The following is a 26,127-nucleotide window of genomic DNA, read 5'->3' as shown; positions in this document are numbered from 1 at the left end:
TTTATATGAGTTTTGGTAAATTATCTAAATCACCTCTCCAAAAAAGATCAGGTTGAATAGGGGTTAGAGAAGGGGAGTTTAAGGCTATTTGAGACACATCACTTGGCCAGACTTGAGGCCCTTCTCCAGCTGATTGATGATCTTTTATAGCCTCACCAGCCATCCAAAAATAGGTGTTCCCTCTTGGGTCAACCCGACGAATGAATTGCTCCTCGTATTGTCTGATTGAAAGTCTTGTCCAAACCAATTTCCGCATCTCTTTTTCTTCACAAGGGGGAATATTTAAATTTAGAAGTAAATTGTTTGGCCAATTTTGTTCAAGTGCTTTCTCAGCGATATTTAAGGCTAGTGTTCCAGCAAAACTGAAACTTTTCCATTGAAAACTTGCAATGCTCACTGCAATAGAAGGGATCCCATCCAAAGTCCCCTCAAGCGCAGCTGCAACAGTCCCTGAGCAAAAAATATCTGTACCAAGATTTGGTCCATGATTTATGCCAGAAAGGATTAAATCTGGCTTTTGATCAAGAATTTCATTAAGTGCGAGTTTCACACAATCAGCTGGAGTGCCGCTACAGCCCCAAGCCTTAATACCTTCCCCAAACAATTCGTCTGCTCTTTCAGCTCGTATTGGCGAATGTAAAGTTAATCCATGTCCAGTTGCTGATCTTTCTTGATCTGGACAAACAACAGTAACTTTATGACCTCTGCTCGCTGCAGATGAGGCAAGTGTTCTTATCCCTTCTGCAAAAACTCCATCATCATTACTAATTAAAATTCTTAATGGTTTCATTTTTTTGCTATTGGTTTTTTTGAACTTGGACTTGTGGCGATTAAACTAATACCCGAGATTGGAATTCATTGAGTTCAACATTATCCCTAAAACAGCTCACTAGCGAGCTTGATATTTTAGAAATCGAGGCTGCAAAAGAGATTGATGCAGCTGAAAATTCTGAATCAATAGAAAAATTGAGGTTGGGTTTTCTAGGAAAGAAAGGGAAACTTTCACTTCTATTGGGAGAGATGAAAAATCTTTCAAATGAGGAAAGACCTTTAATTGGTCAAAGAGCGAACGTGTTAAAAACTCAATTGCAAGACTTAATAAAGGAAAAGCTTGAATTCTTAAAAGCTCAAGCTCTAAATCAGATACTAATAGAAGAAACTATAGATGTTACAGCTCCTCCAACTGGTATTTCTCAAGGACATCGGCACCCCTTAATAACAACTACCGAGCAAATAATTGATCTTTTTTTGGGTCTTGGATATCAAGTTTCAGAAGGTCCTGAGATAGAAAATGATTATTATAATTTTGAGGCACTAAATATACCGCCTGACCATCCAGCTAGAGATATGCAAGACACGTTTTATTTGGGAGGTGAATATCTTTTAAGAACGCACACTTCCCCTGTGCAGATTCGTTGTCTTGAAAGTAAAAAGCCCCCTGTTAGGATAGTTTCGCCTGGTCGTGTTTATCGAAGAGATGCTGTTGATGCAACTCATTCACCTGTTTTTCATCAAATAGAGGTATTAGCAATTGACGAGGATATTAACTTTAGCCACTTAAGAGGAACAGTAATGGCGTTTTTAAAGGCGTTTTTTGGAGATTTACCTATTCGTTTCAGAGCTAGTTATTTTCCATTTACAGAACCTTCGGCGGAAGTTGATGTTCAATGGAGAGGAAAATGGTTAGAGGTTATGGGCTGTGGAATGGTTGATCCAGCTGTTTTAGAAGGATTAGGAATTGATCCGGAAAAATATAGTGGGTTTGCTGCTGGACTCGGAGTTGAGAGATTTTGCATGGTCAGACATGGAGTAGACGATATTCGAAAGTTATATACAAGTGATCTGAGATTTTTAGAACAATTCTAAATTTAAATTTTTTTAGAATTAAATTTTTTATTGTATTAAATAAATATTATTCACAATTTAATTGCTAATATCGAAAAATTGTTTGTAAGTATGATCGGTGCCCCGAGTAGGACTGATCGTTAATGACGGGAAAGAGCTTGCTGTCAAGACAGCAAAAACTTTTCAAAAAAGATTGGAGGATTGTGGCTTTGAAGTTATCAGAGTGAGCAGCTCAGGTGGTCTATTAGGTTTTGCTAACCCTGATCAATATATGAGTTTACAAGGATATAACGCTTGTATCCCTGATGGTTTTGATTCTTCAATTTTGCTTGCAGTTGTATTAGGTGGTGATGGCACTGTTTTATCTGCAGCAAGACAAACAGCACCAATGGGAATTCCTATTCTCACCATTAACACAGGACATTTAGGCTTTTTAGCGGAAGCCTATCTTTCAGATATAGATAAAATTTTCAAACATCTGGCTTCAAGACAATGGAAAATTGAGGAAAGAACCAGTCTAGTTGTAAGTGTTATGAGAGGAGATCAATGCCGATGGGAAGCCCTTTGTTTAAATGAAATGGCATTGCATAGGGAACCTATGACAAGCATGTGTCATTTTGAGATTTCTGTTGGCAGACATGCTCCTGTAGATATTTCTGCAGATGGTGTAATCCTCTCTACTCCTACAGGCTCAACTGCTTACTCACTTAGTGCGGGGGGACCAGTAATTACTCCTGATTGTCCGGTTTTGCAACTTACCCCGATATCTCCACACTCGCTTGCATCAAGAGCTCTTGTATTCAGTGATGAAGAGCCAGTAACAGTTTTTCCCGCTACTCCTGAACGATTGATGATGGTTGTTGATGGGAGTGCAGGTTGTTATGTGTGGCCAGAAGATCGAGTTTTGATTAGAAAAAGTGATCATCCAGTTAAATTTATTAGACTTTCAGATCATGAATTTTTTGAAGTTCTTAGAAATAAACTAGGTTGGGGTCTGCCACACGTTGCAAAGCCTGATAAGAGATAAGAATTATTGGATTTCACCTTTCAAAATGAAAACAGGGTTTAAAGGACATAATCTTATATCTTCTCCAATACTTACACCTCTATATGATTGATGCTGACTAATGGATAATTTGTGGACTTTAGGCTTCAAAATCGACTCTAATCTTGACAACGATTTTAAAGATATTAGTGGAATTATTACTATACAAGAACAATTTATTAGCTTCAATACTTCTTCAACAATTAAATGTAAGTTTGATCCACCACCTCCTATAATAACTCTGTCTGGATGTAGAAGATTAGGTGATATCTTCTTTTCTTTGAATACATTTAGTATTTCATCTTCGATGATTAAAGATGGACTTACGCCTGTTCTTTTTGCATTCTTTTGAATTATATTTTTACTTCCAATCCTTTTATCAATTGATACTAATTTTAGATTGGGAGATATCCTTAATGCCTCCAAGCCAATACTTCCGACCCCACTACCTATGTCCCAAATCACTCCTTGCTTTGGGAGATTGAGTTCGGCGAGAAGTTGAACTCTAATTTCTCTTTTTGTCATTAACCCAGGACAATCTGGATTTTGAAGAAAAACTGAATCTTCAATTCCAAATAAAGGTAAATTCTTTGAATCTATTGCTGGCTCTTCTTTTTCAAAAAGAATAACAAGATGCAACGGATCTATATCCTTGGGGAAATCCTCAATTGAATTAATTTTTATAATTCTTTCATTTTGATAGCCAAGCCTTTCAAAAGTCCAAAATTCATATTTTTCCTCAAGCTCTAATGAATTAAGTAATTTATAAACCTCCTTGGCACCTCCTCTGCTTGAGTCAGTTAAAACAACAAGTGAAGAAGGAAGCTTTTTAATTGCTTTTTCAAATGGAAGAGGGTCTCTACCGTGTAGGCTGATCCACTTTGTATTTTGCCAAGGTTTACCAAGTCGGGAAAAAGCTAATTGAAAACTGGTAGCAGCTGGCTCAAAATAAAGTTTTGATAAAGGAAAGTTTTGTATTAGTAATCTACCAATTCCAAACCAAAGAGGATCACCACCAGAAAACACAATTGTTTTTTTCTCTTCCTTTTTTAATACTGCTATGAAGCCATTTAGATTATCAGTTGCAATAAATTCAAACTTATGATTTTTTATATTTTTATGCTCTAACCAAGTTTTGAATGAATCTAAAATTCTCTTTGGACCAGTGATTCTCTCAGCGTTAAAAATTGGTTTTTTTTTGGCTTCAAAGAAACTTTCAATACTTGAAGTGTCAATTCCTATTACATGTATCTGAATTGACTCATTAGTCATGGTTTAAAGAAATGGATGTAGAAAAAATTTCTTTTTTTTATAGCTTTACTATTTTTTGGATGAAAATCAACTAAAACTTTAATAGTTAGTCAAAATGATTTGTGAATCTAAAAAATGAAGCTGAGGAGCACTTAAAGAGAAGATCTCGTCTGCATGAAATTTTGATAGCTCTGATTAAGCAGCAAAAAGATTTAGAATTAATGGACGATGGTGTACAAGTCTTTGAGAATCCGATTAAGCAATCAGAAAAATATGATCCTTCCAAAATAGTTGAACATAATCAACGTATCATTAAGAAATATCAGTCACTCGTTCGTTCGGCAATAGCATTAGATGCACTACTCGAATCAGAAGATATCAATAATGGAAGGATTTCGTGATTTAGTTCGTCTGATAATTCCTTGTCTTTTAATTTGTTGTTTTTTGTTTACTAACGCAAATAAAAGTTATGCAGATTCAGAAATTTTTTTAAATGATCAGAAAAAAGAGATTAAAAGAAGTTTAGACAGCCTCAGAGACTTGGATTATCAAAATTGGCAGATTATTGTCTATCCAAATTCAAGTGATTCCAAGAAATTGGTTTTAAGAATTGTGGGCTATCCAGGCTCATTAAGGATTGATCATCCAACTAATTTGTTAGTTAATTCAGGTAGGAAGAATTGGGATTTAAAAGACATAACAAAAAATAGTAAAACAAACGTTCAAATTTTGAATGATTCTGCTGCAGAATTCGATATCACTCCTTTGATTTCAGACTTGGATAAAAATAGACCCTTGAGACTCAAGCTGCCTGGCTTAATCAAAGAACTACCAATACCGCCATACTTGGTAAGTGAATGGAGATCACTAGCAGAACAAGATGATTAATTTGTCTGAGGATCAAAAACCATGGGTGCCTTGGATGAGACGTGCAATTCAATTAGCTTTGTTGGCAGAGGGTAGAACAAGCCCAAACCCTCTTGTAGGAGCAATTGTATTGGACTCTCGCGGAAGACTTGTTGGAGAGGGATTTCATACAGGCGCAGGCAACCCTCATGCTGAGATCGAAGCGCTTACTAAAGCTGGAAAGAAATCGATAAATGGAACGATCGTTGTAACTTTAGAACCCTGTTGCCATCATGGTTTAACCCCTCCCTGTACAGAAGCAATATTAAATGCAGGGTTGAAAAAAGTTGTTATTGGGATGGTTGATCCAGACCCAAGAGTCTCTGGTGATGGGATTTCAAGATTAAAAGACTCCGGACTTGAAGTGATTCAGGGCGTTTTAAATCAAGAATGTGAATCTATTAATCGCGAATTTAGTTTTCGAGTGCGTCATGGTCGTCCTTGGGGAATTCTTAAATGGGCAATGAGCTTGGATGGCAGAATTGGTTTGCCTAACGGATGCAGTAAGTGGATTTCAGGCAGACAATCCAGGGATTCCGTTCATCAAATCAGATCAAAATGTGATGCGATAATTGTAGGAGGAGGAACAGTTCGTGCTGATAATCCTCTTTTGACTTCAAGAGGAAAATCAAATGTTGAACCTTTAAGGGTTGTGTTTTCTAGAACTTTGGATTTGCCACATTCTGCAAAACTTTGGGATACGAAAATTTCTAAAACCATAATTGCTTATGGGCCAGAGGGAAATGAAGCTTTTTTTTCTGATTTACCAGATGGTCCAGAAAAATTAAGACTCAATTCGGATGATCCATCCGAATTGATGACGGCACTTTCGCAAAAAGGTTGCAATAAAATTCTTTGGGAATGTGGTCCTGATCTTGCTACAAGTGCAATTGAGTCTAATTGTGTTCAGGAATTAGTAGTTTTTGTGGCACCCAAGCTCATAGGGGGCAAGTCTGCAATGAGTCCTCTCAACAGTTTTGGATTTGAATCAATAGAATCCACCTACAAATTGCAACATTCTCATTTAGAACAAAAAGGAGAAGATCTTTGTTGGAGTCTACATATTTAAAGCTTTAATTTTGTTTAAACAGATATTCGTTCGGATCTCCCTCCAGTTAAAGATTTCGATTTTGCATGAAAGTTGTTTAACTTGGATCTAATTAAGTTTTTGCTAATGCCAATACGACAGGATGAAAATCAACCAAATAGACGTTTTGGAATAATTAATTTAGTTCTTATAGGTTTTGGTGCACTTCTCCTTTTCAGTAGTTTTTTCCCAAGTTCAAATACGCAAGTACCTAGAGTTCCATACTCCCTTTTTATTAACCAAGTTGATGATGGGGAAGTGAAGCGTGCCTACATAACTCAAGATCAAATTAGATATGAACTTTCCACAGCAGAAGAAGGGGCACCATCGGTTCTTGCAACTACTCCAATCTTTGACATGGATCTCCCTCAAAGATTAGAAAAAAAAGGCGTTGAGTTCGCAGCTGCGCCTCCTAAAAAGCCGAATATTTTTACAACCGTTTTAAGTTGGGTTGTACCACCACTTATTTTTATCCTTGTCTTGCAATTCTTTGCACGTAGAAGTATGGGGGGTGGAGGAGCTCAGGGAGCTCTAAGTTTCACCAAAAGCAAGGCTAAAGTATATGTCCCTGATGATGAATCTAAAGTTACATTCGAAGATGTTGCTGGGGTTGATGAAGCTAAAGATGAATTAACAGAAATAGTTGACTTTCTCAAGAAGCCACAGAGATATACAGACATTGGTGCAAGAATTCCCAAGGGTGTTTTGTTAGTTGGACCACCTGGAACTGGAAAGACACTTTTATCAAAAGCAGTAGCAGGTGAAGCCGAAGTACCTTTCTTTATTATCTCTGGTTCAGAATTTGTGGAACTATTTGTTGGTGCTGGTGCAGCAAGAGTTAGAGACCTTTTCGAGCAAGCCAAGAAGAAAGCACCTTGCATAATTTTTATCGATGAACTTGATGCAATAGGCAAAAGCAGATCAGGTTCAATGGGGGTTGTTGGCGGAAATGATGAGAGAGAGCAAACTCTCAACCAACTTTTAACTGAAATGGATGGTTTCGCTTCAACTGACAAACCCGTAATTGTTTTAGCTGCTACCAACCAACCTGAAGTATTAGACGCAGCTTTGCTTCGTCCAGGCAGATTTGACAGACAGGTACTTGTTGATAGACCAGATCTTTCTGGAAGAAAAACAATTTTAGAAATTTACACAAAGAAAGTTAAACTTTCAAATGAAATTGATTTAGATCGTATCGCCCAAGCTACTAGCGGCTTTGCTGGTGCTGATTTGGCAAATATGGTCAATGAAGCTGCTCTCTTGGCTGCTAGAGGAAAAAGAAAATCTGTTGAGCAACAAGATTTGAATGAAGCAATAGAGAGAGTTGTTGCTGGATTGGAGAAAAAAAGTCGTGTATTGCAAGATGACGAGAAAAGAATTGTTGCATACCATGAGGTTGGTCATGCAATAGTTGGACATTTAATGCCTGGTGGCAGCAAAGTTGCGAAAATATCTATTGTTCCAAGAGGTATGAGTGCATTGGGGTACACTCTTCAACTTCCTACCGAAGAAAGGTTCCTAAACTCAAAAGAGGACTTGCAAGGTCAAATAGCTACTCTTCTAGGTGGTAGATCTGCGGAAGAGATCATTTTTGGAAAAATTACTACCGGAGCATCAAATGATTTACAAAGAGCTACTGATCTAGCTGAACAAATGGTAGGTACTTATGGAATGAGTGATATTCTAGGCCCTTTGGCATATGACAAACAAGGAGGTGGGCAGTTCCTTGGTGGTAATAACAATCCTAGAAGAGAATTAAGTGATGCTACTGCTCAAGCAATAGATAAAGAAGTTAGAAGCTTGGTTGATGATGCGCATGAAAATGCATTAAATATTCTTAAAAATAATCTCTCTTTACTAGAAGAGATTTCTCAAAAGATTCTCGAGAAAGAAGTAATAGAGGGGGATGAGCTTAAACAAATGCTCTCGAACAGTGTTATGCCTGAAAAAGTTTTAAATTAAAAGACTTGACTTTTATATCCTTTATCTCCGATAAAGGATATTTGAGGCTTATTTATGAATACAGCATATTCAAGCCTAGCTTCTGAATTAGGTTCCCTAACTAACACTAATTTTCTTTCTTCAGCTGACTTAAATACTAGACAAATACTAAGTTTATTTGAATTAGCAAAACAGCTGAAAAAAGGTAATAGAAGAATAGACCTTGGTAATAGAGTCCTTGGAATTATATTTAAAAAAGCTTCAACTAGGACAAGGGTAAGCTTTCAAGTTGCAATGGCACGATTAGGAGGTCAAACTGTTGATTTGAATCCACAAGTTACTCAACTGGGCAGGGGGGAACCAATTAAAGACACAGCAAGGGTTTTGAGTCGTTATTGTGATGTACTGGCGATAAGGACTTTTTCTCAGCAAGAACTTGAAGAATATGCTGAATGGTCCAGTATTCCAGTAATTAATGCATTAACTGACCTCGAACATCCTTGCCAAGCTCTAGCTGATTATCTAACAATTCAGGAAAAGTTTGGGAAGCTTGAGGGAATAAACCTTTCTTACATTGGAGATGGCAATAATGTCGCTAACTCATTGATGATATGTGGGGCGATGTTGGGAGTAAATGTAAAAATTTGCTCCCCAAAAGGTTTTGAGGCAGATCTAGGCATATTTGATAAGGCCAAAGCTCTTTCAGAACTTGGCTCGAAAATATTTATTTGCAATGACCCCTCCGAGGCAGTCAAAGAATCCCAAGTAATTTATACAGACGTTTGGGCTTCCATGGGGCAAGAGGAAGAACAATTAAAGAGGAAAGAAATTTTTGAAAAATATAAAGTTGATCAAGAATTAATAAGTCTCGCAGGTAAGGATGCAATTCTTATGCATTGCTTACCTGCTCATAGAGGAGAAGAAATTACAAACGATGCTTTAGAAAGTCAAAAGAGCTTCGTCTTTGATCAAGCTGAGAATCGTCTTCATGTTCAGCAAGCTTTACTAGCTGTTCAGCTTGGCGGGCTTTAGGGTTGCGTAATGAAGATATCTTAGGTACATATGTATTGGAGGACATATGTACTTTATCTGCTTGGATGCCTGAAGAAGCCCTTACAACCGCCCAGCAAGAACTTTACGATTGGCTTGTGGATTTTATTGGTAATCATCATCACAGCCCTTCAATCAGGCAGATGATGCAAGCAATGGGCCTTAGGTCCCCAGCTCCAATCCAAAGCCGGCTAAGACATTTACAACAAAAAGGTTGGATAAAATGGCAAGAAGGTCAAGCAAGAACGCTGCAATTAATAGAGGAGAGTATTTCTGGAGTTCCTGTATTGGGGACGATAGCAGCAGGTGGATTAGTTGAGACTTTTGATGATGTACAAGAAACTCTAGATTTCAATTCAGTTCTTCAATTAAAAGGACTTTTTGCTTTGACTGTAAATGGAGATTCAATGATTGATTCTTTTATTGCAGATGGAGACATGGTCTTAATGGAACCTGTTAATGATCCCTCTTGCTTGCGAAACGGAACTATTGTCAGTGCAATGGTGCCAGGATTAGGGACCACTTTGAAACATTTTTTTCGTGATAGAGGCTTAGTTCGTTTAGAAGCAGCTAATCCAGCTTATGAACCTATAGAAATTGATGCTGAACAAGTACATGTTCAAGGTAAATTAACTGCTGTTTGGAGGAAAACCTGATTTAATTTTTTTTCACTAATTAAAAACTATTTAATTTTTTTGATTTTCTTTCTTAGTAATTAAAAAATTAAAGTTTTGGAATTATTGATTTACTTTACGAGCCATTAGATACCTTGATCAAGGCAGAAAAAAAACCAACAGCTTGACATACTAGAAAATCTAGCTTTTGCAGCTTTGTTTCCTGCGTTGATTCTGTTTATTTTTAAGTTTATTCAAAGCTTTGAGTTGACTAATTTTTAAACTTAAAAGCGCATATTATTTTTGTGATTCTTGGGTATTTTGATGGAGTTTTCCACTTTTCCACAAAATCATAAACTTAAAAAATTCTCAATCGCGATGATGGCAATTCTATAAGTGGATTAATTACAAAAAAAAAAGTATTTTCCAAAACACCCTCTGCTGCAATCATTTTCATAGGTTTCGTATCTCTTGATACATTAGGAAGTTCCTGTTAAAAATCGCAGACAAAACTTTCATCAATATTTGGAAAACAAGAAAATGTGGAAAAGTTCAGTTTGTACTTTTCTTTCTCTAACTTCTTTCCTGATCTTGCTAGTGAAGGGCTCCCTTTGAAGAAAATTGATTGACTTCAGCTTAAAGTTTATATTTTCTTTTCATTTCTCATTGGATGAACTTTTTTTACATTAGCCTTTTAGTTTAAGATTTATTTTTTGGAAGTTACGTGTCTATATCCTTTGAATGAATAAATTTTAAAAATTTTTTGACTAATTTAATTTACCCCAATACCCCTTGCCATTAAAGTTGCAAAAAAAGGTATTAATGAAAAACCAAATAGTTCTATATTTATAATTAATCTTAATCTTGCAACCAAGTCAGCAGTAACATTTGGCAATTTACCTTTGCTTAAAGGGATTGCCCATAAAATATAAGTTATTGTTGGATATAAAGATAAGGAACCGACTAAAGCAAAGGTAACTATTTTTGTCCAAAAAATAGGGTTGTGAGTGTAGAAGTCTGAACCTTGCCCAAATTTGATTACTCTATAAATCCCACTTATTAAAAGAGCTACACCAGCAATTCCGTAAACTATATCTGCAAAAACCATAGATATGGCTTCTTCTCTGTTTGGATCTGATTTTAATTTGATCCTTTCAAATACTAAGGCTCCAAAACAAAGCATAAAACTCAAATAATGAATGTATGCAACAGAGGCGCTTTGAAGTATTTCCATAACTTGCAGCTTCTTTACATTAGGCTCATAATATACGGTAGAGAGAAACATTTAGCACCTTTTGGCTGGGTTTCCAGCGATTTGGATAGAGCAAGTATTAGTTATCGTAAGAAGACAATCTAATTAATCTGTAGGTATTTGTTTCTTTCTTTTTTATATTAAGAATATATGATTTTTATTTTTGACTATAAAACTTTTGATAAACGTAGTTTTAAAATATTCAATAAAATTTAGAGATTGTAAAAATGACAAATTTTCGAACTGGTCTTTTTTCAGTATTTTCTCTTATCATATTTACTTTCTTTGTCGTTTTTTTGTCATTTGATATAGAGGTCAGTGCATTATCTATTAGTCAAAATGATAAATTGGTTGAAAGAATTGCTAAAGATTTCTCAAACAAATTTTGCAATGGAATTGGTTTTGGTCTATCTCAGGAAAGTGCATTTGATTTCGCGAGAAAGGAAAACATGGCTATCTATAAGAATAAGAAAGGGATAGAAAATATTGATACTGAGTCTATTGCTGAAAAAGTCTCTATCTCAGTCGCTGAGAAATGTGGTTATTCTTTGGAAATTTCAAATAGTGAATGGGTGGGAACTTTAAAAAAAACCGACTTAAATTGACCTCATATATTAATACTTTATATTATTTTATAGAAAAAATATAAAATAATTAAACTTCTATAAATTAAATCCGACAATACTAATTGTGGATTAATTTATATTTATATCTATATTTTATGTATTCCTTTGAGATTAATATTTCTGACTTTTCTTTCTTTTCTTTTTGGAGGCTTACGAAAACAAGAATCATCTAATTTGCAAATTTTCAAAAAACCAGTTTATGAAATATTATTAATATTAAAGAATTTAAAATATGAAAAATTATTAGTATCGTAACTGCTATTTCTTTTCGCCTTAGCTTTGACAATAAATTCAATTATATAAATACAAATAAATCTACCTCCCTTGCTCCTTTTGAGTATTTAATATTGGAAATAGTTATCCAGTTAATTACTTAATTTTATTTAGATATTCTTAGAGGAGATGGGATTGAAAGCAGTAAAGAACTTCTACCCAATGCAACTAGTTGTTGATAAGAATAATGCTGCAAAAATAATTTGATATTGAATTTGTTAGATTCTAAACTTAACATCAATAGAGTTTTGTGTAAAATTTATAAATAGTTTAATTCAGACTTGCAATACATTGAATTATAAAACTCAACAATTCACTAATATAATCTATACTATTAACTAATTAAATATTATTTTGTAGATGAGGGTTTTAGTTACGGGGGGGGCAGGTTTTATAGGGAGCCACACATGCCTTGCTTTGCTTGATAAAGGTTATGATATAACAGTGATTGATTCCTATGTTAATAGTCATAAAAAATCTCTTTCTCGAGTTATTGATATATTAAAAAATAATAATAATATAGTAAAGAATATTGATATTGAGATAGCTGATATTAGAGATGAAACTTCATTAGATAGTTTGTTTTTAAGATATGCAGATTTTGGTGATCCTATCGAGGCTGTTATCCACTTTGCAGGTCGAAAAGCTGTTAAAGAGTCTGTGCTTGATCCTTTACTTTATTGGGATGTAAATGTAAATGGCTCAATTAATTTATTAAAAGTAATGGAAAAATATAATTGTCGAACAATTGTATTTAGTAGTAGTGCAACTATATATGGATTGTCAAATAGTCTACCTCTAAAAGAGAATACAGAAATTCAACCAATAAATCCCTATGGAAGGACTAAAGTAGCTATAGAGCAAATACTTAATGACATATATAAAGGTAATTCTAATAGATGGAAAATTGCAAATCTTAGATATTTTAATCCAATTGGTGCTCATCCATCTGGAATGATTGGAGAAGCACCCATAGGTGTTCCGAATAATATCTTCCCTTATATTACGAAAGTAGCTGCAGGTATTTTGGATGAATTGACTGTTTTTGGTAATGATTGGCCGACCTTTGATGGAACTTGTATAAGAGATTATATTCATGTTATCGATCTAGCTGAAGGGCATATTGCTGCGCTTGAGTATTTAAATAATTTTGAAAATAAAATAATTAATCTAAATCTGGGTACAGGTATTGGAACGAGTGTTTTAGAGCTTATAGATACATTTGAGAAAGTAAATAACGTAAAAATATCTAAGAATTTTTCAAAAAGAAGAATTGGCGATTCTTGCACAGTAATTGCAGATAACTCTCTAGCTATCTCATCTCTAAACTGGTCGCCAAAAAGAGATTTAGAAAAAATGTGTTTAGATGGTTGGAAATGGCAAACATTGAATCCATATGGTTATCAATAAATAATTAAAAATAAAAAAAAAATTTTTAATATTATATAATGAGAACTAATTAAATAATATTAACCTAAGTTTTAGAATTCTCTTTATATTATTTGTTATTAAATAATCACCAATAAGAGGTTATTTTTTATTAATTTTTTTTTAATAAGTTTGATTAAATACTGCTTTAAAATTTATTAAATCTCCTGGTGAAAAAAATAATTTTTACTATTTATGTCTAGCGGCTGAGGAATATCTAACTTCTTTTTTAATTATGTTCCAAATCGAGTAAATCTAATTAAAATATTTCATCTTTAAGTGGTTTCCTCTTGATTGATATACATTTACGACACTAAAAATGAGAAATACTTAGAATTCATCTAGATATTCCAATAAGTATAGTATTTAATAAGTACCATGAATTTTTTTTATATAGTTCAAGAAATTCACTGAAATTATGAGCAGCATCTAAATTGGCTTCATCTGAAATAACACGAATAATGACCCATGGGATCCCTTCCTGAGAAGCAACTTGGGCTACAGCGGCTCCCTCCATTTCTACAGCCTTTAATCCAGCTAAATCTTTGGACAATTCAACCAAAACATTTCGATCTGATATGAATCTATCGCCAGTCCCAATTAAACCTTTTGTTATTGAACCAAACTCTTCCAGTTTTCCATCATTTTTTGCATTGAAGATTGCCGAATAAGTCTTTTCTTTCCAATCTTCAGATGAACTTAACCTATCTAAATTAAGCGCTGGAATATAAAATCTTTTAAAAAGTGGTCTTGCATCAATATCATATTGAACAACTTTATCTGCTACCACTACATCCCATTGTTTAAGGTTTGAATCCACTGCACCTGCTAGTCCTGTAAAAAAAATACAATCTATGGGATTATCTTTTGATGAATTTGATATTATCCTTGTTGCAGCTCTAGAAGCACTTACTTTGCCCCACCCACTCCAAGCTAGTGAGACAAAAACAGGCTTGGAATTATTAGTTTTTTTATCCCATATACCTGTGTAAATTTCCAAATCACCAAATTTTTTAGACCTAACCTCATTTAGGTGGTTAAGAGTATTTCCTACCTCCTCGGGCATCGCACTTATTAAAGCAATATGGATATTTTTCATTGTTTTTGTATGCAACATATGTACAATTAGAATATATGTCAAATAAATAATTGATGAGCAATATTTCTCTTGAGAATTTAATAGAAGCTCATGAAGATTTTCCTAAAGAAGATATATTATTTAGAGACGTTCTGCCAATTTTAAGAAATCCGGAGGTATTTTCTTCACTTATTCAAGAAATGTCTGAATTGGAAATATGTAAATCAGCAGACGCCATCTTAGCCATAGATGCCAGGGGCTTTCTATTTGGATCATCCCTAGCATTAAAATCTTTTAAGCCTCTTGTTGTTGCAAGGAAACCAGGTAAACTGCCGGGCAAAATAATAACTAATAAATATTCATTGGAATATGGAACTAATTCACTTTCAATTCAAAAGGATTCGATAAATGATTACAAATCATTCTTAATTATTGACGATCTTTTGGCTACTGGAGGAACTGTAGATTCTGTATCTAAACTTTTGTACTCGCAAGGTAAAAAAATCACTGGATTAATTATTGTTATTGAATTATCCGAATTAAATGGAAGAGAAAAATTTGACTTTCCTGTAATTTCCAAGATAACTTATTAAGAAAAATATTACAATTAAAAAACCTTCTAAAATATTGTTTAAAAATATAGAACAATTTTTACTTAGGATATAAATAATAGTATAATTATTTAAAAATCAGACTTTTCTAATATGGAAAATAATTTACAATTTTATTGGTTAGATCTAATGCAAGAAATGATTAATGATTCTAGAAGCGCTAGAAATATTTATCAACCATCAGAGTATTGGTATGAACATGCAAATTCTATGGTGAAAATAATTAAAAAGATTGGAATGTCAAACTTCAGATCTAGCCAATCAAAATCATTGTTAGCTTTTGCATCAGGTCATAGTTATAAGCCAACCATTACTAATAATTCACGTTTTTGGAAAATACACAAAACATTATTAAATATCCCCCTTTTGTCCTGCTTAGCAAGAAAATATGATGGCCAGATTAATTTAGGATATGATCTGGCTAAGAACCAAGCGCACTATAAATTAAAGTGCATATATTCACTTCTTGAGAAGATCTCTCCCGATTAATTAGAATTCGATGACCCATTAGTAGGAAATCCTTTAGTTTTTGAAATAGATAATAAATACTATAGTGAATTGTATCTTGAGAAATTACTTGAATTTGCTTTTTTAAGAAATCAACTTGACTTTTCAAGTATTAATTCTGTAGTTGAGGTAACTGGTTCTTATGGATTATTAGCATCAGTTATTTTGGAACTATACCCAGAAATTAATTATACATTAGTTGATTTGGCACCAGTTTCAGCCTTCGCAGAATATTATTTAAGCCAAAAGTTCACTAATGAGGTTTTAAGTTATCGTTCTAGATTAACCCAAAATATGCAATCAAAAATATCACCAAGAATTAAAATACTTTGTACTCATCAAATTGAAGACATAACTGAAAATTTTGATTTGTTTATTAATACTGCTTCTTTTCAGGAGATGAGTATAGAACAAGTAAAAATGTATAGCAAGTTTGCAAGCAATTATTCAAATTTTGTTTATCTAAATAATACTCGAAAAGGAACACTAAATATGTTAGGAGAGAATGAATATCAGAAGTTCTTAGAACCTATGATATTGATAAAAAGATGGAAAAATATTCTTTACCCTACATACAGACCAATATTATTTAAAAAGTAATTCATAAAAAATTTTTTGCTACAAGCATTATTGAATAAAGCTATATGATTAAATATCAAACAATATGAGTGATTCGCTAGAATCTTTCAAATAAGTTGATATGACTATTCAACCACACACATGGGGCCATAGCTCAGTTGGTAGAGCACCTGCATGGCATGAAGGGCATTATTCTTCTATGATCGGTTGATATTAAAGGGTTTAGGAGGTGATTTAAAGCGTAAATGGCGCATCCCATGGCGCATATTTGATAATACTTTCGATTTCCTTTAATCTATTGGGATGGCAAGCCTATCTCTTTTTTATTGTTTACATAAACTAGACAACAAAAGAGCCGTAAATGTAGCTCTAATATCGAAAAAAAAGCTAGATAAGAAGTTTATTCCAATGGTAATTAGTGTGTTTTTTGGGTATTTTGATTATTACTTTGGTTGCTTATATGGTTATTCAGATTTATAAGCTGACGTCAAATAGCAACGTCTAGAAAATCTCAAATGATTAAAATTCATTCACTCTGATTTTTTAACTGACGTAGAAGCAATGACTTTCGCCTTTTCAACAATAGAAAAGAATCTAACTTGGGATCTAATACCTTCTTTGGTTCCTGAGTTGGCATTGTGTTTGCTCATTCTCCAGAGGGAATTTAATCTACATTTCATCGAGCTGGAATATGAAAAAAACCAATAAACAAGAGATGGAATTAAGAACAGTTTTTGCTGCTGACTTACTTGCTCAAGGGCACAGCTGCACCGTCGTAACGACCAGAGTGACCGATGAGTACGAATTAAGCAGATAAGCAGAAGGAAAGCTCGAAGAATTACAGCCACGGTAATGGATTTGACTGTTCAAGACTTTGAGGAGGTCAATATTGAGGGTCTTCTAATGGTAGCAACACCACTTTATTGCTGCATAACCAATCAAGTGGTATCGCTGCCTTCTCTAGACAAACTATTTCATTAGCTTGATTACCAGTTGCATCCTCACTGACATGCCAATCAAGCGAGAAAATATTAATTGTTTTGTCCTTAAGTCAAAACCCAATTCTCTATTATGCCTAGTAGAGAATTAGTTTAATGAAATTATGACCAAGAAAATAAATATGACTCTTGGTGCTATGTTTAAATTTCAAAAAAACTTTCTAAAATCAGATTTTTAAGAAAGTTTTTATTTAACTTTGCAAAATTATTATGCGTGTTCTTCTAACAGGAGGGACTGGAATGGTTGGACGTAATATAAAGGAACATCAAAAGGCCATTAATTATTGTGTTTTGGCTCCCTCTCGTCAAGAACTAGATTTAACTAATAAAGAACAAATAAGAAATTATTTGAAGATTAATAGCCCAGAATATATTATTCATGCCGCTGGATTAGTTGGTGGAATCCATGCAAATATGGCAAACCCCTCAAGATTTCTAATAGAGAATCTTGAAATAGGTTGTAATTTAATATCTGAAGCAGCAAGCATAGGAGTAAAAAATATTATAAATTTGGGAAGTTCTTGTATGTATCCCAAGAATGGACCTAATCCACTAAAAGAAGAATATTTATTAAATGGGTTTTTAGAGCCAACAAATGAAGGTTATGCAATCGCAAAGATAGCAGCACAAAGATTATGTGACTACTTGAAAATAGAGGATGATTCTAGAAATTATATTACTTTAATGCCTTGTAATTTGTATGGTAAATATGACAATTATAATCCTAAAAGATCTCATTTAATTGCTTCAATAATAGTAAAGCTACATGAAGCTAAAGTTAACAATAAAAAAACAGTTGAGATTTGGGGAGATGGAAATGTTAGGAGAGAATTTATGTACGCTAAAGATTTTGCCGATGCAGTTTGGTTCTCTTTACCTAGGATAAAAGAAATGCCTCATATAATTAATATTGGCAGAGGTGAAGATTATTCGATTTTTGATTATTATAAAAAGATTTCTATGATTTTAGGGTTTGAAGGATCTTTTACATTTAATCTAAGTAAACCTATTGGAATGAAGCAAAAGTTGTTAGATGTTAAGAAAATAAATGATTTAGGTTGGTTTCCAAGGCATGATTTAGAATTAGGCGTTAAGAAAACTTATTCTCATTATTTAGAGTTCCAAGGTGATAATAAAAAATATTTATAATTTCTAAAAAATGTATAAAAAAATAGGCTTGGCTTCGGAAACAATACCTAAAGAACATCTAGATAAATTATCTGAATGGATTAAAACTTACCCAAGACTGACTCAAGGAGAGAAAGTATTTGAATTTGAATCATTATTTTCCAAATATATCGGGGTAAATGATTCAACTTTTATTAACAGTGGTTCTTCTGCCAATTTATTAATGGCAACTACAAATCTATTTTTTAAAGATTTAAGAAATAAAAAAGTTGGTATTCCGGCCTTATCATGGGCAACTACAGTATCACCATTTATTCAATTAGGTTATCAACCGTATCTATTGGATGCTGATCCTATAAATTTAGGTATTAATGTTGATAACCTATATAAGTTAATAAAGGAAGAAGATATTGGAACTTTAATTTTAGTCCATGTTCTTGGTCATAATTCATCTGTTGATAAAATCCTAGATATTTGCGAAGAATTTAATATCCGTTTATTAGAGGATAATTGCCAATCATTAGGTTCTACACTTGCTGGAAAATGCCTAGGATCATTTGGTCTTGCATCAACATTTTCATTCTTCTATGGCCATCATATTTCTACCATTGAGGGAGGATGTGTTTGTAGCAATAATCATGAGTTTAATCAAGTAAGCAAGTCATTAAGGTCTCATGGCTGGGGAAGAAATCTTGATGTGGAATTTCATAAGAATTTAAGATCAAAATACAACACTACAGACTTTAGAGATTTATATACATTTTATTTTCCTGGATATAACTTAAGGTCTACTGAATTGAATGCATTTTTAGGTCTGATGCAGATGAGTATTTTAGATGAATATTGTTCAAAGCGTTCGATTCTATTTAATAAATACAAGGAAGAGCTTTCAAACTTTTGGTGTCAAGAATCATCTAACGATTTTATTTCAAGTTTTGCTTATGCTACTTTAGTAAAAAATCCTGAAGAGGTTTGGATTCATTTAAAGAATAAAAATATTGAAAGTAGACCCCTTATTGCTGGGAGTATTGGGAAACAACCATTTTGGAGGGAATATAATGGAAGAAGTACTTCTCTAAAATATGCTGATCAAATTCATTTATATGGAATTTATCTTCCTATTAATGCAGATATAGATACTAGCGATGTCAATAGAATATGTACTGAATTTAAAAAAATTGCAGAACCCTTTAATTTGGTATGAGATTAAAATTCAATTAAAATTTTCTAAATAAATTGTTTATTTAACTTTAGATATATTTTATTTTATCTAAATACTTCTTTGAATAGGAATGAATAGAATTCGAATGGATATCTTCAAGAGATATCCATTCGAAATTTGAATGTTGCTGACTTAAATTTATTTTGGAATTAATATCCTCTGGTTCGACTTCTATTAATCTTGCTTCTATAATGTAATGCGTACTGCTCTCTGAAGCGGGCCAAGATGTAACATTATAAAAGTGCTCGTATAAACCCATTGAAATAGTTTTATTAAATGAAAAAGTCAAACCTGTTTCACTTAGTAGTATTCTATTAAATGCATCTTTGATCCGTTCATTTTTATAAATTCTCCCACCTGGTACAAAAAATTTACCTTTTGCTGGATTATTTATTCTGCGTCCCATTAATACTCCATATTTTCGAGAAAATATAATCATATCAATACCAAAGATTGGCATTGAACTTACACAAGTTCTCCAAGTCTCTTCAGATAATTTTTCAGGAATCATTATAAAACTATTGACTTAACTACTTTAACACTATTAATAATTTGGGCTAATATAAGTTGTTAACTAGATTAAGATAAATTTTTTCAAGATCTTTAGTATATAATTTTGAATTGAAAAGTGATGATTTATTTTTTCGTTTTTTTAGTTTAGATTTTAATTTCAAAAGTTCATTCTCGCTACTAGCTAGTCTTAGAGCTGTTTCTTCATATTGATTTTCATTATCTGTAATTAGTTCTGGCATACCTATGGAAGTTAATAGGCTGGATGAAACTCTTGCAACAAAGTTTTCTCCTAACTTAGTTAGAACTGGCAGTCCTGCACATAAAGCATCACAAGTCGTTTTATGACCGTTGAAGTTAAAAGTATCAAGTCCAAGATCTCCAAGAGATTGTCTTGCTAAATGCAAATCAAATGGAACTTTATTTGCAAAGATTAATCTTTTTGGATCTACATTTCTTTTTTCAGCCTCTAGATATAAATTTTCAATTGCCAATTTATTTGGCTTTTTCAACCAAAGTACACTTCCTTTAATTTTTTTAAGTAATCTCATCCAAATATCAAACTCTCTTGAAGTTATTTTTTTATTGTCGTTAAAACAGGTAAATATAAATCCTTCATCAGGTAGGTTGAAATCTTTTCGGGAAAGAGGTTCGTTATTTATATTCATATTTATATTTATTTTATCATCATTACATAAATAACAATTCGGCATATTTATTATCTTCTCTGAATAGAATTTCTCATGATCATTTGGAATAACAATCTTATCTGCGAGAATATAATCCATAACATCAGATCCAATTGAAGCAGGATATCCCAAATAATTTATTTGAATAGGTGCGACTCTAGAAGAAAAAATAGAAAATCTATTTTGTGTGGTATAACCCATCAGATCTACTGCAATATCAATTTTATCATTCATCGCTAAAGCTGTAGCTTCGATATTATCTAACTTGCTTATATCTCTAAAAATGCATCCAGATTTTCTTACTCTGTCAGTATATTCATCTTCTTTTGAAACAAATGAGTATAAATATATTTTAAATTTAGAGCTATCGTGCTGCTCAAGTATAGGAGCAATTAGTTGCATCACAGGATGAGTCCTAAAATCAGCAGAGAAATAACCTATATTAATTATATTTTTTTTTGAATATTTAATATAATTTGTTTGTCTAGTATAATTTTCTTTATTAAATTTTTTAGATCTTTTTAAATGCTTTAAAGGATTATCTTCGTAATAAAGTAAATTAAATGGTGAAACAGCAGATCCTTCAATGCCAAGATCCTTCAGCCAAATAGTATGAATATCTATGTCACTCCAATCGCAGATTTTCCCTTTGATTGCAATTAATGCAGCCTTCGCTTCTGATAATTCATTGTTCAATTTTAGGGCTTGTTTAAATTGATTTATAGCATCACGAAAATTACCAACATCTTTCAATACATTTCCTAGATTGTAATGAGCATTTGCATATTCAGGTTTGATTTCTATTGATTTGCGGTATGACAATTCTGCCTCTTGCAATTTACCAAGATCTCTCAATACACTTCCTAGATTGGAATGAGCATTTGCGTAATCAGGTTTAAGTTCAATTGCTTTGCGTTGAGATAATTCTGCGTCTTGTAATTTACCAAGATCTCTCAATACATTTCCCAGATTGGAATGAGCATTTGCGTAATCAGGTTTAATTTCAATTGCTTTGCGATGAGATAATTCTGCGTCTTGTAATTTACCAAGATCTCTCAATACACTTCCCAGATTGGAATGAGCATTTGCAAAATCAGGTTTAATTTCAATTGCTTTGCGTTGAGATAATTCTGCGTCTTGTAATTTACCAAGATCTCTCAATACATTTCCCAGATTGGAATGAGCATTTGCGTAATCAGGTTCAATTTCAATCGCTTTGCGGAATGAAAATTCTGCGTCTTGTAATTTATCAAGATCTCTCAATACATTTCCCAGATTGTAATGAGCCTCTGCAAAATCAGGTTTAATTTCAATTGCTTTGCGGAGTGATACTTCTGCGTCTTGTAATTTACCAAGATCTCTCAATACATTTCCTAAATTGGAATGAGCATTTGCGAAATCAGGTTTAATTTCAATTGCTTTGCGTTGAGATAATTCTGCGTCTTGTAATTTGCCAAGATCTCTCAATATATTTCCTAAATTGGAATGAGCATTTGCGAAATCAGATTTTATTTCAATTGCTTTACGGAATGACAATTCTGCCTCTTTTAGTTTGCCAATGGAATTCAATATGACTCCATAATTAGAGAAAACCATTTCATTTTTGAATCCTTGACTAATAAAAAGTTGATAATATTTTGATGCTTCTGATAGTTTTCCTTCTGAATGAGACTTAAATGCTAGTGTAATTAGTTGTTCTTTAGATAGAGTATTAGTAGTAATAGTTATATTTTCTTTAATTTCTTCTAAAGCAAATGGCACTGGGAATGTTTTTACTTCAGAACCTGCTTGCTTTTGATTTCTTTTTGCTTCGGTCAAATAATTTGTTTTGAGAAGGATCTATTGATAGAGATTATACGTCGTACTACAGTTTTGAATTTAAAAATAAGTTGATCCACTGCAACGTCGTCAGCAGTCGCCTCATCTCCATGAAAGGAGAAGAAATTAGTCTTGACCAAATCCAAACAAAGGTGTTTGGGGATTTCCCACCTCTTTCCCTTCGGGTAAAACTTCTTTCCCTTCGGGAAAAGTATCGGGAACTTTAACAACGCTATTTGCATCAATAGTTTTACTCTCTTCGCCTCCCATAGACTTGAGACTGATTAGGAGATGCAATTGCGCTGGAGTTAAAGCGTAATGACCTCGATTCTCTAGTCTTAAAACTTTTCATATCTCTCAGCGTTGTACCTCTGCGGTCACTTCCCGACTCTAGAAAAGCCTCAATTATGTTTTCCCAGTTAATAAATTTGGAGCTTGATCCTTCGCTACAGGTTCAAGCATTTACTTTGCAGCTTTTTTAAGAGATAAGTTTCTTTCATCAACAAGTCTTTTTAGATCAGCAACTGCGGTGATAATCTTGCTTTGGTTTCGGCTGTTCCAGTCATAAGGAAGGAAAATTGCTGACCTAGGATTTTTCATTCCAAGTCCATCTTGGAAACGATAAGTCACTTGGGTTTTATTCATTCTCCTTATTTCTTTGCCACGAACTGACCATCCATCTCCATTTTTGAGCTTGATGGTTTGGCGCATAATTTTGTGCCATTCTTGCCGAGATCCGATGTGGTTATTATCTCCCTATGGCGCATTTCATGGCGCATAGCTGCTTATTTAACCATTATCAAGTGATATCAAGTAAACCAGCTGATTTTTCTAAATCTTCTAAATTGCTTAATATTACTCCCGTTTAACACGCTTGGGGCCATAGCTCAGCTGGTAGAGCACCTGCATGGCATGCAGGGGGTCAGCGGTTCGAGTCCGCTTGGCTCCATATTTAATTATTTGAGATATTAGTTAATAGCTGCCTATTTATCAAAAATTTTTAACATCGTCTTATTTAAATTAGTACAGAGTCAAAGCGTAAGATAAATGATTTATTGGTTTAAGCTGTTAAGAACTGTCTTTTTAAAAAACGTATTTTTTAACCAAGCTACTACCACTATTTATCTTGCCTCTTGGATTTAGCTTATTTTATCTAATTCTAAATTTCAACAAACTAACGAGAAAGAAGATTTTTACGGTGATTTTATTCCTTTGGACTTTCAGTGTTGGTTTTGTAGCAGATTTATTATGGAAATTAGTGGAATATCCATGGCAAAGAATAGATGAAAATGATGCACCAACTGCTGATGCAATTATCGTATTAAGTAGCGGAGGAAGACCTCAAGCGCCTGGAAAAACTAATATTTATGAATGGGAAGATCCAGATAGATACTTTGCTGGAATAAGCCTATATAGAAAGAAAAAAGCTCCAAGATTATTTTTCACAGGTGGAACAACTCCCTATGACTATGGCAATGAACAGAAAGATGAAGGAACATTATATAAAGATCATGCTATTAGCCTTGGAGTCCCTTTAGATGCAATATTTGTTACTAACAAAGTTGTTAATACTGCAGAGGAAGCTATAGAAATAAAGAGAAATTTAAATCAAATTAATACCTCATCCAAGATTCTTCTTGTGACTAGTGCTTTTCATATGAAACGGGCAAAAAAGTTATTTGAGCGTCAAGGCTTTGTTGTTCATCCTTTTCCCGTTGACTTTAAAGCCCCTAAGATTGTTCGATGGGAAGGCCCTTTTCAATGGATACCTAATGCTACAAGTCTTAGCAAAAGTTCTAGTGCTTTAAGAGAACTTTTAGGAAGAACTATTTATAGATCTTGGTAAAATAATTAATAATTTTTCATTAAATTACTTTCTTGATTGCATTTAGAAGGTCTATGGAAAGAGACCATTTATTCCCATCATTAATTCACTGAAAGTAATTCATTATTAGTTGTTTACAGGGAACTGATAATCAATAGATTTTTCTGACATAAACCTAGAGATCCTCACACTTAAGTTGGAGGTAGACCATTTGCTGTTGTCAAATTTTTCAAAAAGAAATTCTCCAGCAAATATAAGAGGTCGTTCTCATGATTTATAAAATATCCCAATAAGTAAATATGATTATGCTCCTAGAAGATTTAGCAATTATCTCTAACCTTTGTATGAATAGATTTTTGTGAACGCTCCCTGCTGGATTCGAACCAGCGGCCCACTGCTTAGAAGGCAGTTGCTCTATCCAGCTGAGCTAAGGGAGCACAATGATTTTTAGTTCTTTATTGAAAACCTGTTCGCATAAAAAACTATTAACAAAATCAACTCTCTAACATTACATAATCGCGTAGACAACTACAACTAGAATTAAGCAGATCAGCAACTACTTTTTATTTCTTTATCCAAGAAATACCCTTGAGCCTTTTATTTTCATCAATTTTTTGGTGTCAACTATAACTTTTTTTGTTTTTTGGTTTTTTGAATAAAATTTTGAAGCTTTTTAAATGTTTAAGTATTGGTTCCAGTATTAGATAAGAATCTTTTTTACAAATTCTATGCATTAGGTCTTATCTTGGATGTATAGCTTGATAGGTATGATTTCAAGAAGGCTTACAAAAATTCAAAAAGATGAGATTTTAGAGGCTTATAGAGCTGGAGAGAATACTAATGCTCTTGCAGAAAGATTTAGTTGCAGTTCAATTACTATAAATAGGACTGTTAGAACGCTGCTTTCAGATATTGAATATAAATTGGTAAAAGAAGAAAGATTAAAAAGTAGGAACCACAAAGTTGAAAAGACTCATAATAAAAGTTCTGATAATAAAAAAAAAGATTCTGAACCGCTAAATTCTTTGAATTCTCCCAATGAAAAAGTTCATGAGAATGAACAATCTATAAAAACTGATGGCGATTTTTATAATCCTGAGTTTGAAGAAATAGAATTTTTACCAATTAGTGAGAGTAGAGACACAGATTATCAAAATAATGAGAATTCTGAGATTGAAAAAACTATTCAGGACTCTGAGAATCAATTTGAAGAAATAGCTCCTTTGGTTTCTAGCTTTGATTTTGAAAAGAAGCAATTAGATTTTGAGATGCTTAACCAAGAAAACCTTCCTGAGACTGTTTATATGATCGTAGATAAAAAAGTTGAGTTAGAAGTAAAAGCCATCTCAGATTTGCCGGAGTGGAGTTTCTTGCCAGAGAGTGAGTTAGAAAGAAATGCAATTTTGTTGTTTTCTAATCAACGTACTGCTAAAAGGAGTTGTTCAAAAAACCAACGTGTTATTAAGATACCTGATACAAGTGTTTTTAAAATCTCTAAATCATATTTAGCATTAAAGGGAATTACTAGATTAATACTTGAAGAATCGATAATTGCTTTGGATAATTAGTTTGAAAAATTAATTTTCCTGATTTATTTTACCATCAATCATTAATACAGAAGTTACTCCACCTGAAATTAACCCTAAAGTGAACGAAGTGCCAACTAAAAATCCAACAGGAAGAGCAACTGTCTTATTTATAAGAAAATTTAAATTATGTTTTTTCGTTAGATTTTGAGATCCAAGGCAAAGGAAGAAAATTAGTAATATTGCTGAGCCAATATTTAGTGTTAAAAGTTTTAATCTAAAAAACATTTGGTAAAATTCTTCTTATCAAAATTAATC

27 protein-coding genes and 2 tRNA genes are annotated in these 26,127 nt (G+C 33.2%); 19 read left to right on the top strand and 10 right to left on the bottom strand.

What is annotated here, in order from left to right; all coding sequences use genetic code 11:
- Nucleotide 1: 1 nt before the first annotated feature.
- Entirely contained in the window at nucleotides 2–790 is a 789-nt protein-coding gene (gene surE, locus AC6EIW_RS05315) for a 5'/3'-nucleotidase SurE (protein WP_498521525.1), read from the bottom strand.
- Nucleotides 791–858: 68 nt separating this feature from the next.
- On the opposite strand from surE, the gene pheS reads away from it, so the two are divergent.
- Together pheS and AC6EIW_RS05305 are read left to right on the top strand one after the other, a co-directional pair.
- Nucleotides 859–1,866: a phenylalanine--tRNA ligase subunit alpha gene (pheS, locus tag AC6EIW_RS05310; RefSeq protein ID WP_498521524.1), complete on the top strand. Its 1,008-nt coding sequence runs from the start codon at nucleotides 859–861 to the stop codon at nucleotides 1,864–1,866.
- Between the two features lie 97 nt (nucleotides 1,867–1,963).
- Nucleotides 1,964–2,872 carry an NAD(+) kinase gene (locus tag AC6EIW_RS05305; protein WP_498521523.1) on the top strand — a complete coding sequence of 303 codons (909 nt, stop codon included), beginning with the start codon at nucleotides 1,964–1,966 and terminating at the stop codon, nucleotides 2,870–2,872.
- A gap of 3 nt (nucleotides 2,873–2,875) precedes the next feature.
- On the opposite strand, the gene cbiE is transcribed toward AC6EIW_RS05305, so the two are convergent.
- On the bottom strand, nucleotides 2,876–4,162 hold the full coding sequence (cbiE, locus tag AC6EIW_RS05300; protein WP_498521522.1) for a precorrin-6y C5,15-methyltransferase (decarboxylating) subunit CbiE: 1,287 nt from the start codon (nucleotides 4,160–4,162) through the stop codon (nucleotides 2,876–2,878).
- A 101-nt stretch (nucleotides 4,163–4,263) separates the two neighbouring features.
- Here cbiE and AC6EIW_RS05295 point away from each other — a divergent pair, with 101 nt between their 5' ends.
- The 6 genes from AC6EIW_RS05295 (at nucleotide 4,264) to lexA (ending at nucleotide 9,781) form a co-directional block, all read left to right on the top strand.
- Nucleotides 4,264–4,542 carry a DUF8678 family protein gene (locus tag AC6EIW_RS05295; protein WP_498521521.1) on the top strand — a complete coding sequence of 93 codons (279 nt, stop codon included), beginning with the start codon at nucleotides 4,264–4,266 and terminating at the stop codon, nucleotides 4,540–4,542.
- Nucleotides 4,526–5,029, top strand: coding sequence for a DUF3122 domain-containing protein (locus AC6EIW_RS05290; protein WP_498521520.1), 504 nt, complete (start codon nucleotides 4,526–4,528; stop codon nucleotides 5,027–5,029). The genes AC6EIW_RS05295 and AC6EIW_RS05290 overlap by 17 nt, the downstream gene beginning before the upstream one ends.
- A complete protein-coding gene (gene ribD, locus AC6EIW_RS05285) occupies nucleotides 5,022–6,116 on the top strand; it encodes a bifunctional diaminohydroxyphosphoribosylaminopyrimidine deaminase/5-amino-6-(5-phosphoribosylamino)uracil reductase RibD (protein ID WP_498521519.1) in 1,095 nt (364 codons plus the stop codon). The genes AC6EIW_RS05290 and ribD overlap by 8 nt, the downstream gene beginning before the upstream one ends.
- 105 nt (nucleotides 6,117–6,221) lie before the next feature.
- Nucleotides 6,222–8,096 carry an ATP-dependent zinc metalloprotease FtsH gene (gene ftsH / locus AC6EIW_RS05280; protein WP_498521518.1) on the top strand — a complete coding sequence of 625 codons (1,875 nt, stop codon included), beginning with the start codon at nucleotides 6,222–6,224 and terminating at the stop codon, nucleotides 8,094–8,096.
- A gap of 54 nt (nucleotides 8,097–8,150) precedes the next feature.
- A complete protein-coding gene (gene argF / locus AC6EIW_RS05275; protein WP_498521517.1) occupies nucleotides 8,151–9,107 on the top strand; it encodes an ornithine carbamoyltransferase in 957 nt (318 codons plus the stop codon).
- Nucleotides 9,108–9,172: 65 nt separating this feature from the next.
- Nucleotides 9,173–9,781 (top strand): transcriptional repressor LexA, encoded by a 609-nt coding sequence (lexA, locus tag AC6EIW_RS05270; protein WP_498521617.1) that lies wholly within the window; start codon nucleotides 9,173–9,175, stop codon nucleotides 9,779–9,781.
- 730 nt (nucleotides 9,782–10,511) lie between these two features.
- Here lexA and AC6EIW_RS05265 read toward each other — a convergent pair.
- The gene (locus AC6EIW_RS05265; RefSeq protein ID WP_498521516.1) at nucleotides 10,512–10,973 is read right to left on the bottom strand and encodes a DUF2214 family protein; all 462 of its coding nucleotides are present in this window, start codon (nucleotides 10,971–10,973) and stop codon (nucleotides 10,512–10,514) included.
- Nucleotides 10,974–11,218: 245 nt separating this feature from the next.
- Here AC6EIW_RS05265 and AC6EIW_RS05260 point away from each other — a divergent pair, with 245 nt between their 5' ends.
- Nucleotides 11,219–11,596, top strand: a complete 378-nt coding sequence (locus tag AC6EIW_RS05260) for a hypothetical protein (RefSeq protein ID WP_498521515.1) — start codon at nucleotides 11,219–11,221, stop codon at nucleotides 11,594–11,596.
- Between the two features lie 654 nt (nucleotides 11,597–12,250).
- Nucleotides 12,251–13,300 (top strand): UDP-glucose 4-epimerase GalE, encoded by a 1,050-nt coding sequence (galE, locus tag AC6EIW_RS05255; protein WP_498521514.1) that lies wholly within the window; start codon nucleotides 12,251–12,253, stop codon nucleotides 13,298–13,300.
- 355 nt (nucleotides 13,301–13,655) lie between these two features.
- Here the strand turns inward: galE and AC6EIW_RS05250 are convergent, their stop codons facing one another.
- Complete coding sequence (locus AC6EIW_RS05250) at nucleotides 13,656–14,417, bottom strand: 5'-methylthioadenosine/adenosylhomocysteine nucleosidase (protein ID WP_498521513.1); 762 nt, start codon at nucleotides 14,415–14,417, stop codon at nucleotides 13,656–13,658.
- 53 nt (nucleotides 14,418–14,470) lie between these two features.
- Here AC6EIW_RS05250 and AC6EIW_RS05245 point away from each other — a divergent pair, with 53 nt between their 5' ends.
- The 6 genes from AC6EIW_RS05245 (at nucleotide 14,471) to AC6EIW_RS05220 (ending at nucleotide 19,423) form a co-directional block, all read left to right on the top strand.
- Entirely contained in the window at nucleotides 14,471–14,989 is a 519-nt protein-coding gene (locus AC6EIW_RS05245; protein ID WP_498521512.1) for an adenine phosphoribosyltransferase, read from the top strand.
- Nucleotides 14,990–15,100: 111 nt separating this feature from the next.
- Nucleotides 15,101–15,496 (top strand): hypothetical protein, encoded by a 396-nt coding sequence (locus tag AC6EIW_RS05240; RefSeq protein WP_498521511.1) that lies wholly within the window; start codon nucleotides 15,101–15,103, stop codon nucleotides 15,494–15,496.
- Between the two features lie 69 nt (nucleotides 15,497–15,565).
- The gene (locus AC6EIW_RS05235; protein ID WP_498521510.1) at nucleotides 15,566–16,114 is read left to right on the top strand and encodes a putative sugar O-methyltransferase; all 549 of its coding nucleotides are present in this window, start codon (nucleotides 15,566–15,568) and stop codon (nucleotides 16,112–16,114) included.
- A gap of 670 nt (nucleotides 16,115–16,784) precedes the next feature.
- The gene (locus AC6EIW_RS05230; protein ID WP_498521509.1) at nucleotides 16,785–16,910 is read left to right on the top strand and encodes a hypothetical protein; all 126 of its coding nucleotides are present in this window, start codon (nucleotides 16,785–16,787) and stop codon (nucleotides 16,908–16,910) included.
- A gap of 391 nt (nucleotides 16,911–17,301) precedes the next feature.
- Complete coding sequence (locus AC6EIW_RS05225) at nucleotides 17,302–18,240, top strand: GDP-L-fucose synthase family protein (protein ID WP_498521508.1); 939 nt, start codon at nucleotides 17,302–17,304, stop codon at nucleotides 18,238–18,240.
- 10 nt (nucleotides 18,241–18,250) lie between these two features.
- Nucleotides 18,251–19,423 (top strand): DegT/DnrJ/EryC1/StrS family aminotransferase, encoded by a 1,173-nt coding sequence (locus AC6EIW_RS05220; protein ID WP_498521507.1) that lies wholly within the window; start codon nucleotides 18,251–18,253, stop codon nucleotides 19,421–19,423.
- Nucleotides 19,424–19,469: 46 nt separating this feature from the next.
- Here AC6EIW_RS05220 and AC6EIW_RS05215 read toward each other — a convergent pair whose 3' ends face one another.
- The 4 genes from AC6EIW_RS05215 to AC6EIW_RS05200 form a co-directional block, all read right to left on the bottom strand.
- A complete protein-coding gene (locus tag AC6EIW_RS05215; protein ID WP_498521506.1) occupies nucleotides 19,470–19,952 on the bottom strand; it encodes an NUDIX domain-containing protein in 483 nt (160 codons plus the stop codon).
- Between the two features lie 46 nt (nucleotides 19,953–19,998).
- Nucleotides 19,999–22,458, bottom strand: a complete 2,460-nt coding sequence (locus tag AC6EIW_RS05210) for a tetratricopeptide repeat protein (protein WP_498521505.1) — start codon at nucleotides 22,456–22,458, stop codon at nucleotides 19,999–20,001.
- 126 nt (nucleotides 22,459–22,584) lie between these two features.
- Entirely contained in the window at nucleotides 22,585–22,728 is a 144-nt protein-coding gene (locus tag AC6EIW_RS05205) for a hypothetical protein (RefSeq protein WP_498521504.1), read from the bottom strand.
- Nucleotides 22,729–22,920: 192 nt separating this feature from the next.
- Nucleotides 22,921–23,169: a hypothetical protein gene (locus AC6EIW_RS05200; protein WP_498521503.1), complete on the bottom strand. Its 249-nt coding sequence runs from the start codon at nucleotides 23,167–23,169 to the stop codon at nucleotides 22,921–22,923.
- Between the two features lie 165 nt (nucleotides 23,170–23,334).
- Between AC6EIW_RS05200 and AC6EIW_RS05195 the strand changes: the two genes are divergently transcribed.
- Both AC6EIW_RS05195 and AC6EIW_RS05190 read left to right on the top strand, forming a co-directional pair.
- Nucleotides 23,335–23,407: transfer RNA gene (locus AC6EIW_RS05195), tRNA-Ala, on the top strand.
- Nucleotides 23,408–23,656: 249 nt separating this feature from the next.
- A complete protein-coding gene (locus tag AC6EIW_RS05190; RefSeq protein WP_498521502.1) occupies nucleotides 23,657–24,304 on the top strand; it encodes a YdcF family protein in 648 nt (215 codons plus the stop codon).
- A gap of 342 nt (nucleotides 24,305–24,646) precedes the next feature.
- Here the strand turns inward: AC6EIW_RS05190 and AC6EIW_RS05185 are convergent.
- Nucleotides 24,647–24,720, bottom strand: a tRNA-Arg gene (locus AC6EIW_RS05185).
- Nucleotides 24,721–25,050: 330 nt separating this feature from the next.
- Here AC6EIW_RS05185 and AC6EIW_RS05180 point away from each other — a divergent pair.
- Nucleotides 25,051–25,851 (top strand): hypothetical protein, encoded by an 801-nt coding sequence (locus AC6EIW_RS05180; RefSeq protein ID WP_498521501.1) that lies wholly within the window; start codon nucleotides 25,051–25,053, stop codon nucleotides 25,849–25,851.
- Nucleotides 25,852–25,860: 9 nt separating this feature from the next.
- On the opposite strand, the gene AC6EIW_RS05175 is transcribed toward AC6EIW_RS05180, so the two are convergent.
- Nucleotides 25,861–26,097, bottom strand: coding sequence for a hypothetical protein (locus AC6EIW_RS05175; RefSeq protein WP_498521500.1), 237 nt, complete (start codon nucleotides 26,095–26,097; stop codon nucleotides 25,861–25,863).
- Between the last annotated feature and the right edge of the window lie 30 nt (nucleotides 26,098–26,127).

Source organism: Prochlorococcus sp. MIT2308 (assembly GCF_059772345.1).
This window is presented reverse-complemented; position numbering and strand designations above follow the sequence as displayed.

Coding starts and splice junctions, on each gene's coding strand:
- AC6EIW_RS05205 (WP_498521504.1), bottom strand. CDS start 22,728: ATGGGAGGCGAAGAGAGTAAAACTATTGATGCAAATAGCGTTGTTAAA.
- galE (WP_498521514.1), top strand. CDS start 12,251: ATGAGGGTTTTAGTTACGGGGGGGGCAGGTTTTATAGGGAGCCACACA.
- AC6EIW_RS05230 (WP_498521509.1), top strand. CDS start 16,785: ATGAAAAAAACCAATAAACAAGAGATGGAATTAAGAACAGTTTTTGCT.
- AC6EIW_RS05265 (WP_498521516.1), bottom strand. CDS start 10,973: ATGGAAATACTTCAAAGCGCCTCTGTTGCATACATTCATTATTTGAGT.
- AC6EIW_RS05245 (WP_498521512.1), top strand. CDS start 14,471: ATGAGCAATATTTCTCTTGAGAATTTAATAGAAGCTCATGAAGATTTT.
- AC6EIW_RS05200 (WP_498521503.1), bottom strand. CDS start 23,169: ATGCGCCAAACCATCAAGCTCAAAAATGGAGATGGATGGTCAGTTCGT.
- AC6EIW_RS05250 (WP_498521513.1), bottom strand. CDS start 14,417: ATGAAAAATATCCATATTGCTTTAATAAGTGCGATGCCCGAGGAGGTA.
- cbiE (WP_498521522.1), bottom strand. CDS start 4,162: ATGACTAATGAGTCAATTCAGATACATGTAATAGGAATTGACACTTCA.
- ftsH (WP_498521518.1), top strand. CDS start 6,222: ATGCCAATACGACAGGATGAAAATCAACCAAATAGACGTTTTGGAATA.
- lexA (WP_498521617.1), top strand. CDS start 9,173: ATGCCTGAAGAAGCCCTTACAACCGCCCAGCAAGAACTTTACGATTGG.
- surE (WP_498521525.1), bottom strand. CDS start 790: ATGAAACCATTAAGAATTTTAATTAGTAATGATGATGGAGTTTTTGCA.
- AC6EIW_RS05260 (WP_498521515.1), top strand. CDS start 11,219: ATGACAAATTTTCGAACTGGTCTTTTTTCAGTATTTTCTCTTATCATA.
- AC6EIW_RS05220 (WP_498521507.1), top strand. CDS start 18,251: ATGTATAAAAAAATAGGCTTGGCTTCGGAAACAATACCTAAAGAACAT.
- AC6EIW_RS05175 (WP_498521500.1), bottom strand. CDS start 26,097: ATGTTTTTTAGATTAAAACTTTTAACACTAAATATTGGCTCAGCAATA.
- AC6EIW_RS05290 (WP_498521520.1), top strand. CDS start 4,526: ATGGAAGGATTTCGTGATTTAGTTCGTCTGATAATTCCTTGTCTTTTA.
- ribD (WP_498521519.1), top strand. CDS start 5,022: ATGATTAATTTGTCTGAGGATCAAAAACCATGGGTGCCTTGGATGAGA.
- AC6EIW_RS05225 (WP_498521508.1), top strand. CDS start 17,302: ATGCGTGTTCTTCTAACAGGAGGGACTGGAATGGTTGGACGTAATATA.
- AC6EIW_RS05215 (WP_498521506.1), bottom strand. CDS start 19,952: ATGATTCCTGAAAAATTATCTGAAGAGACTTGGAGAACTTGTGTAAGT.
- AC6EIW_RS05180 (WP_498521501.1), top strand. CDS start 25,051: ATGATTTCAAGAAGGCTTACAAAAATTCAAAAAGATGAGATTTTAGAG.
- AC6EIW_RS05240 (WP_498521511.1), top strand. CDS start 15,101: ATGGAAAATAATTTACAATTTTATTGGTTAGATCTAATGCAAGAAATG.
- argF (WP_498521517.1), top strand. CDS start 8,151: ATGAATACAGCATATTCAAGCCTAGCTTCTGAATTAGGTTCCCTAACT.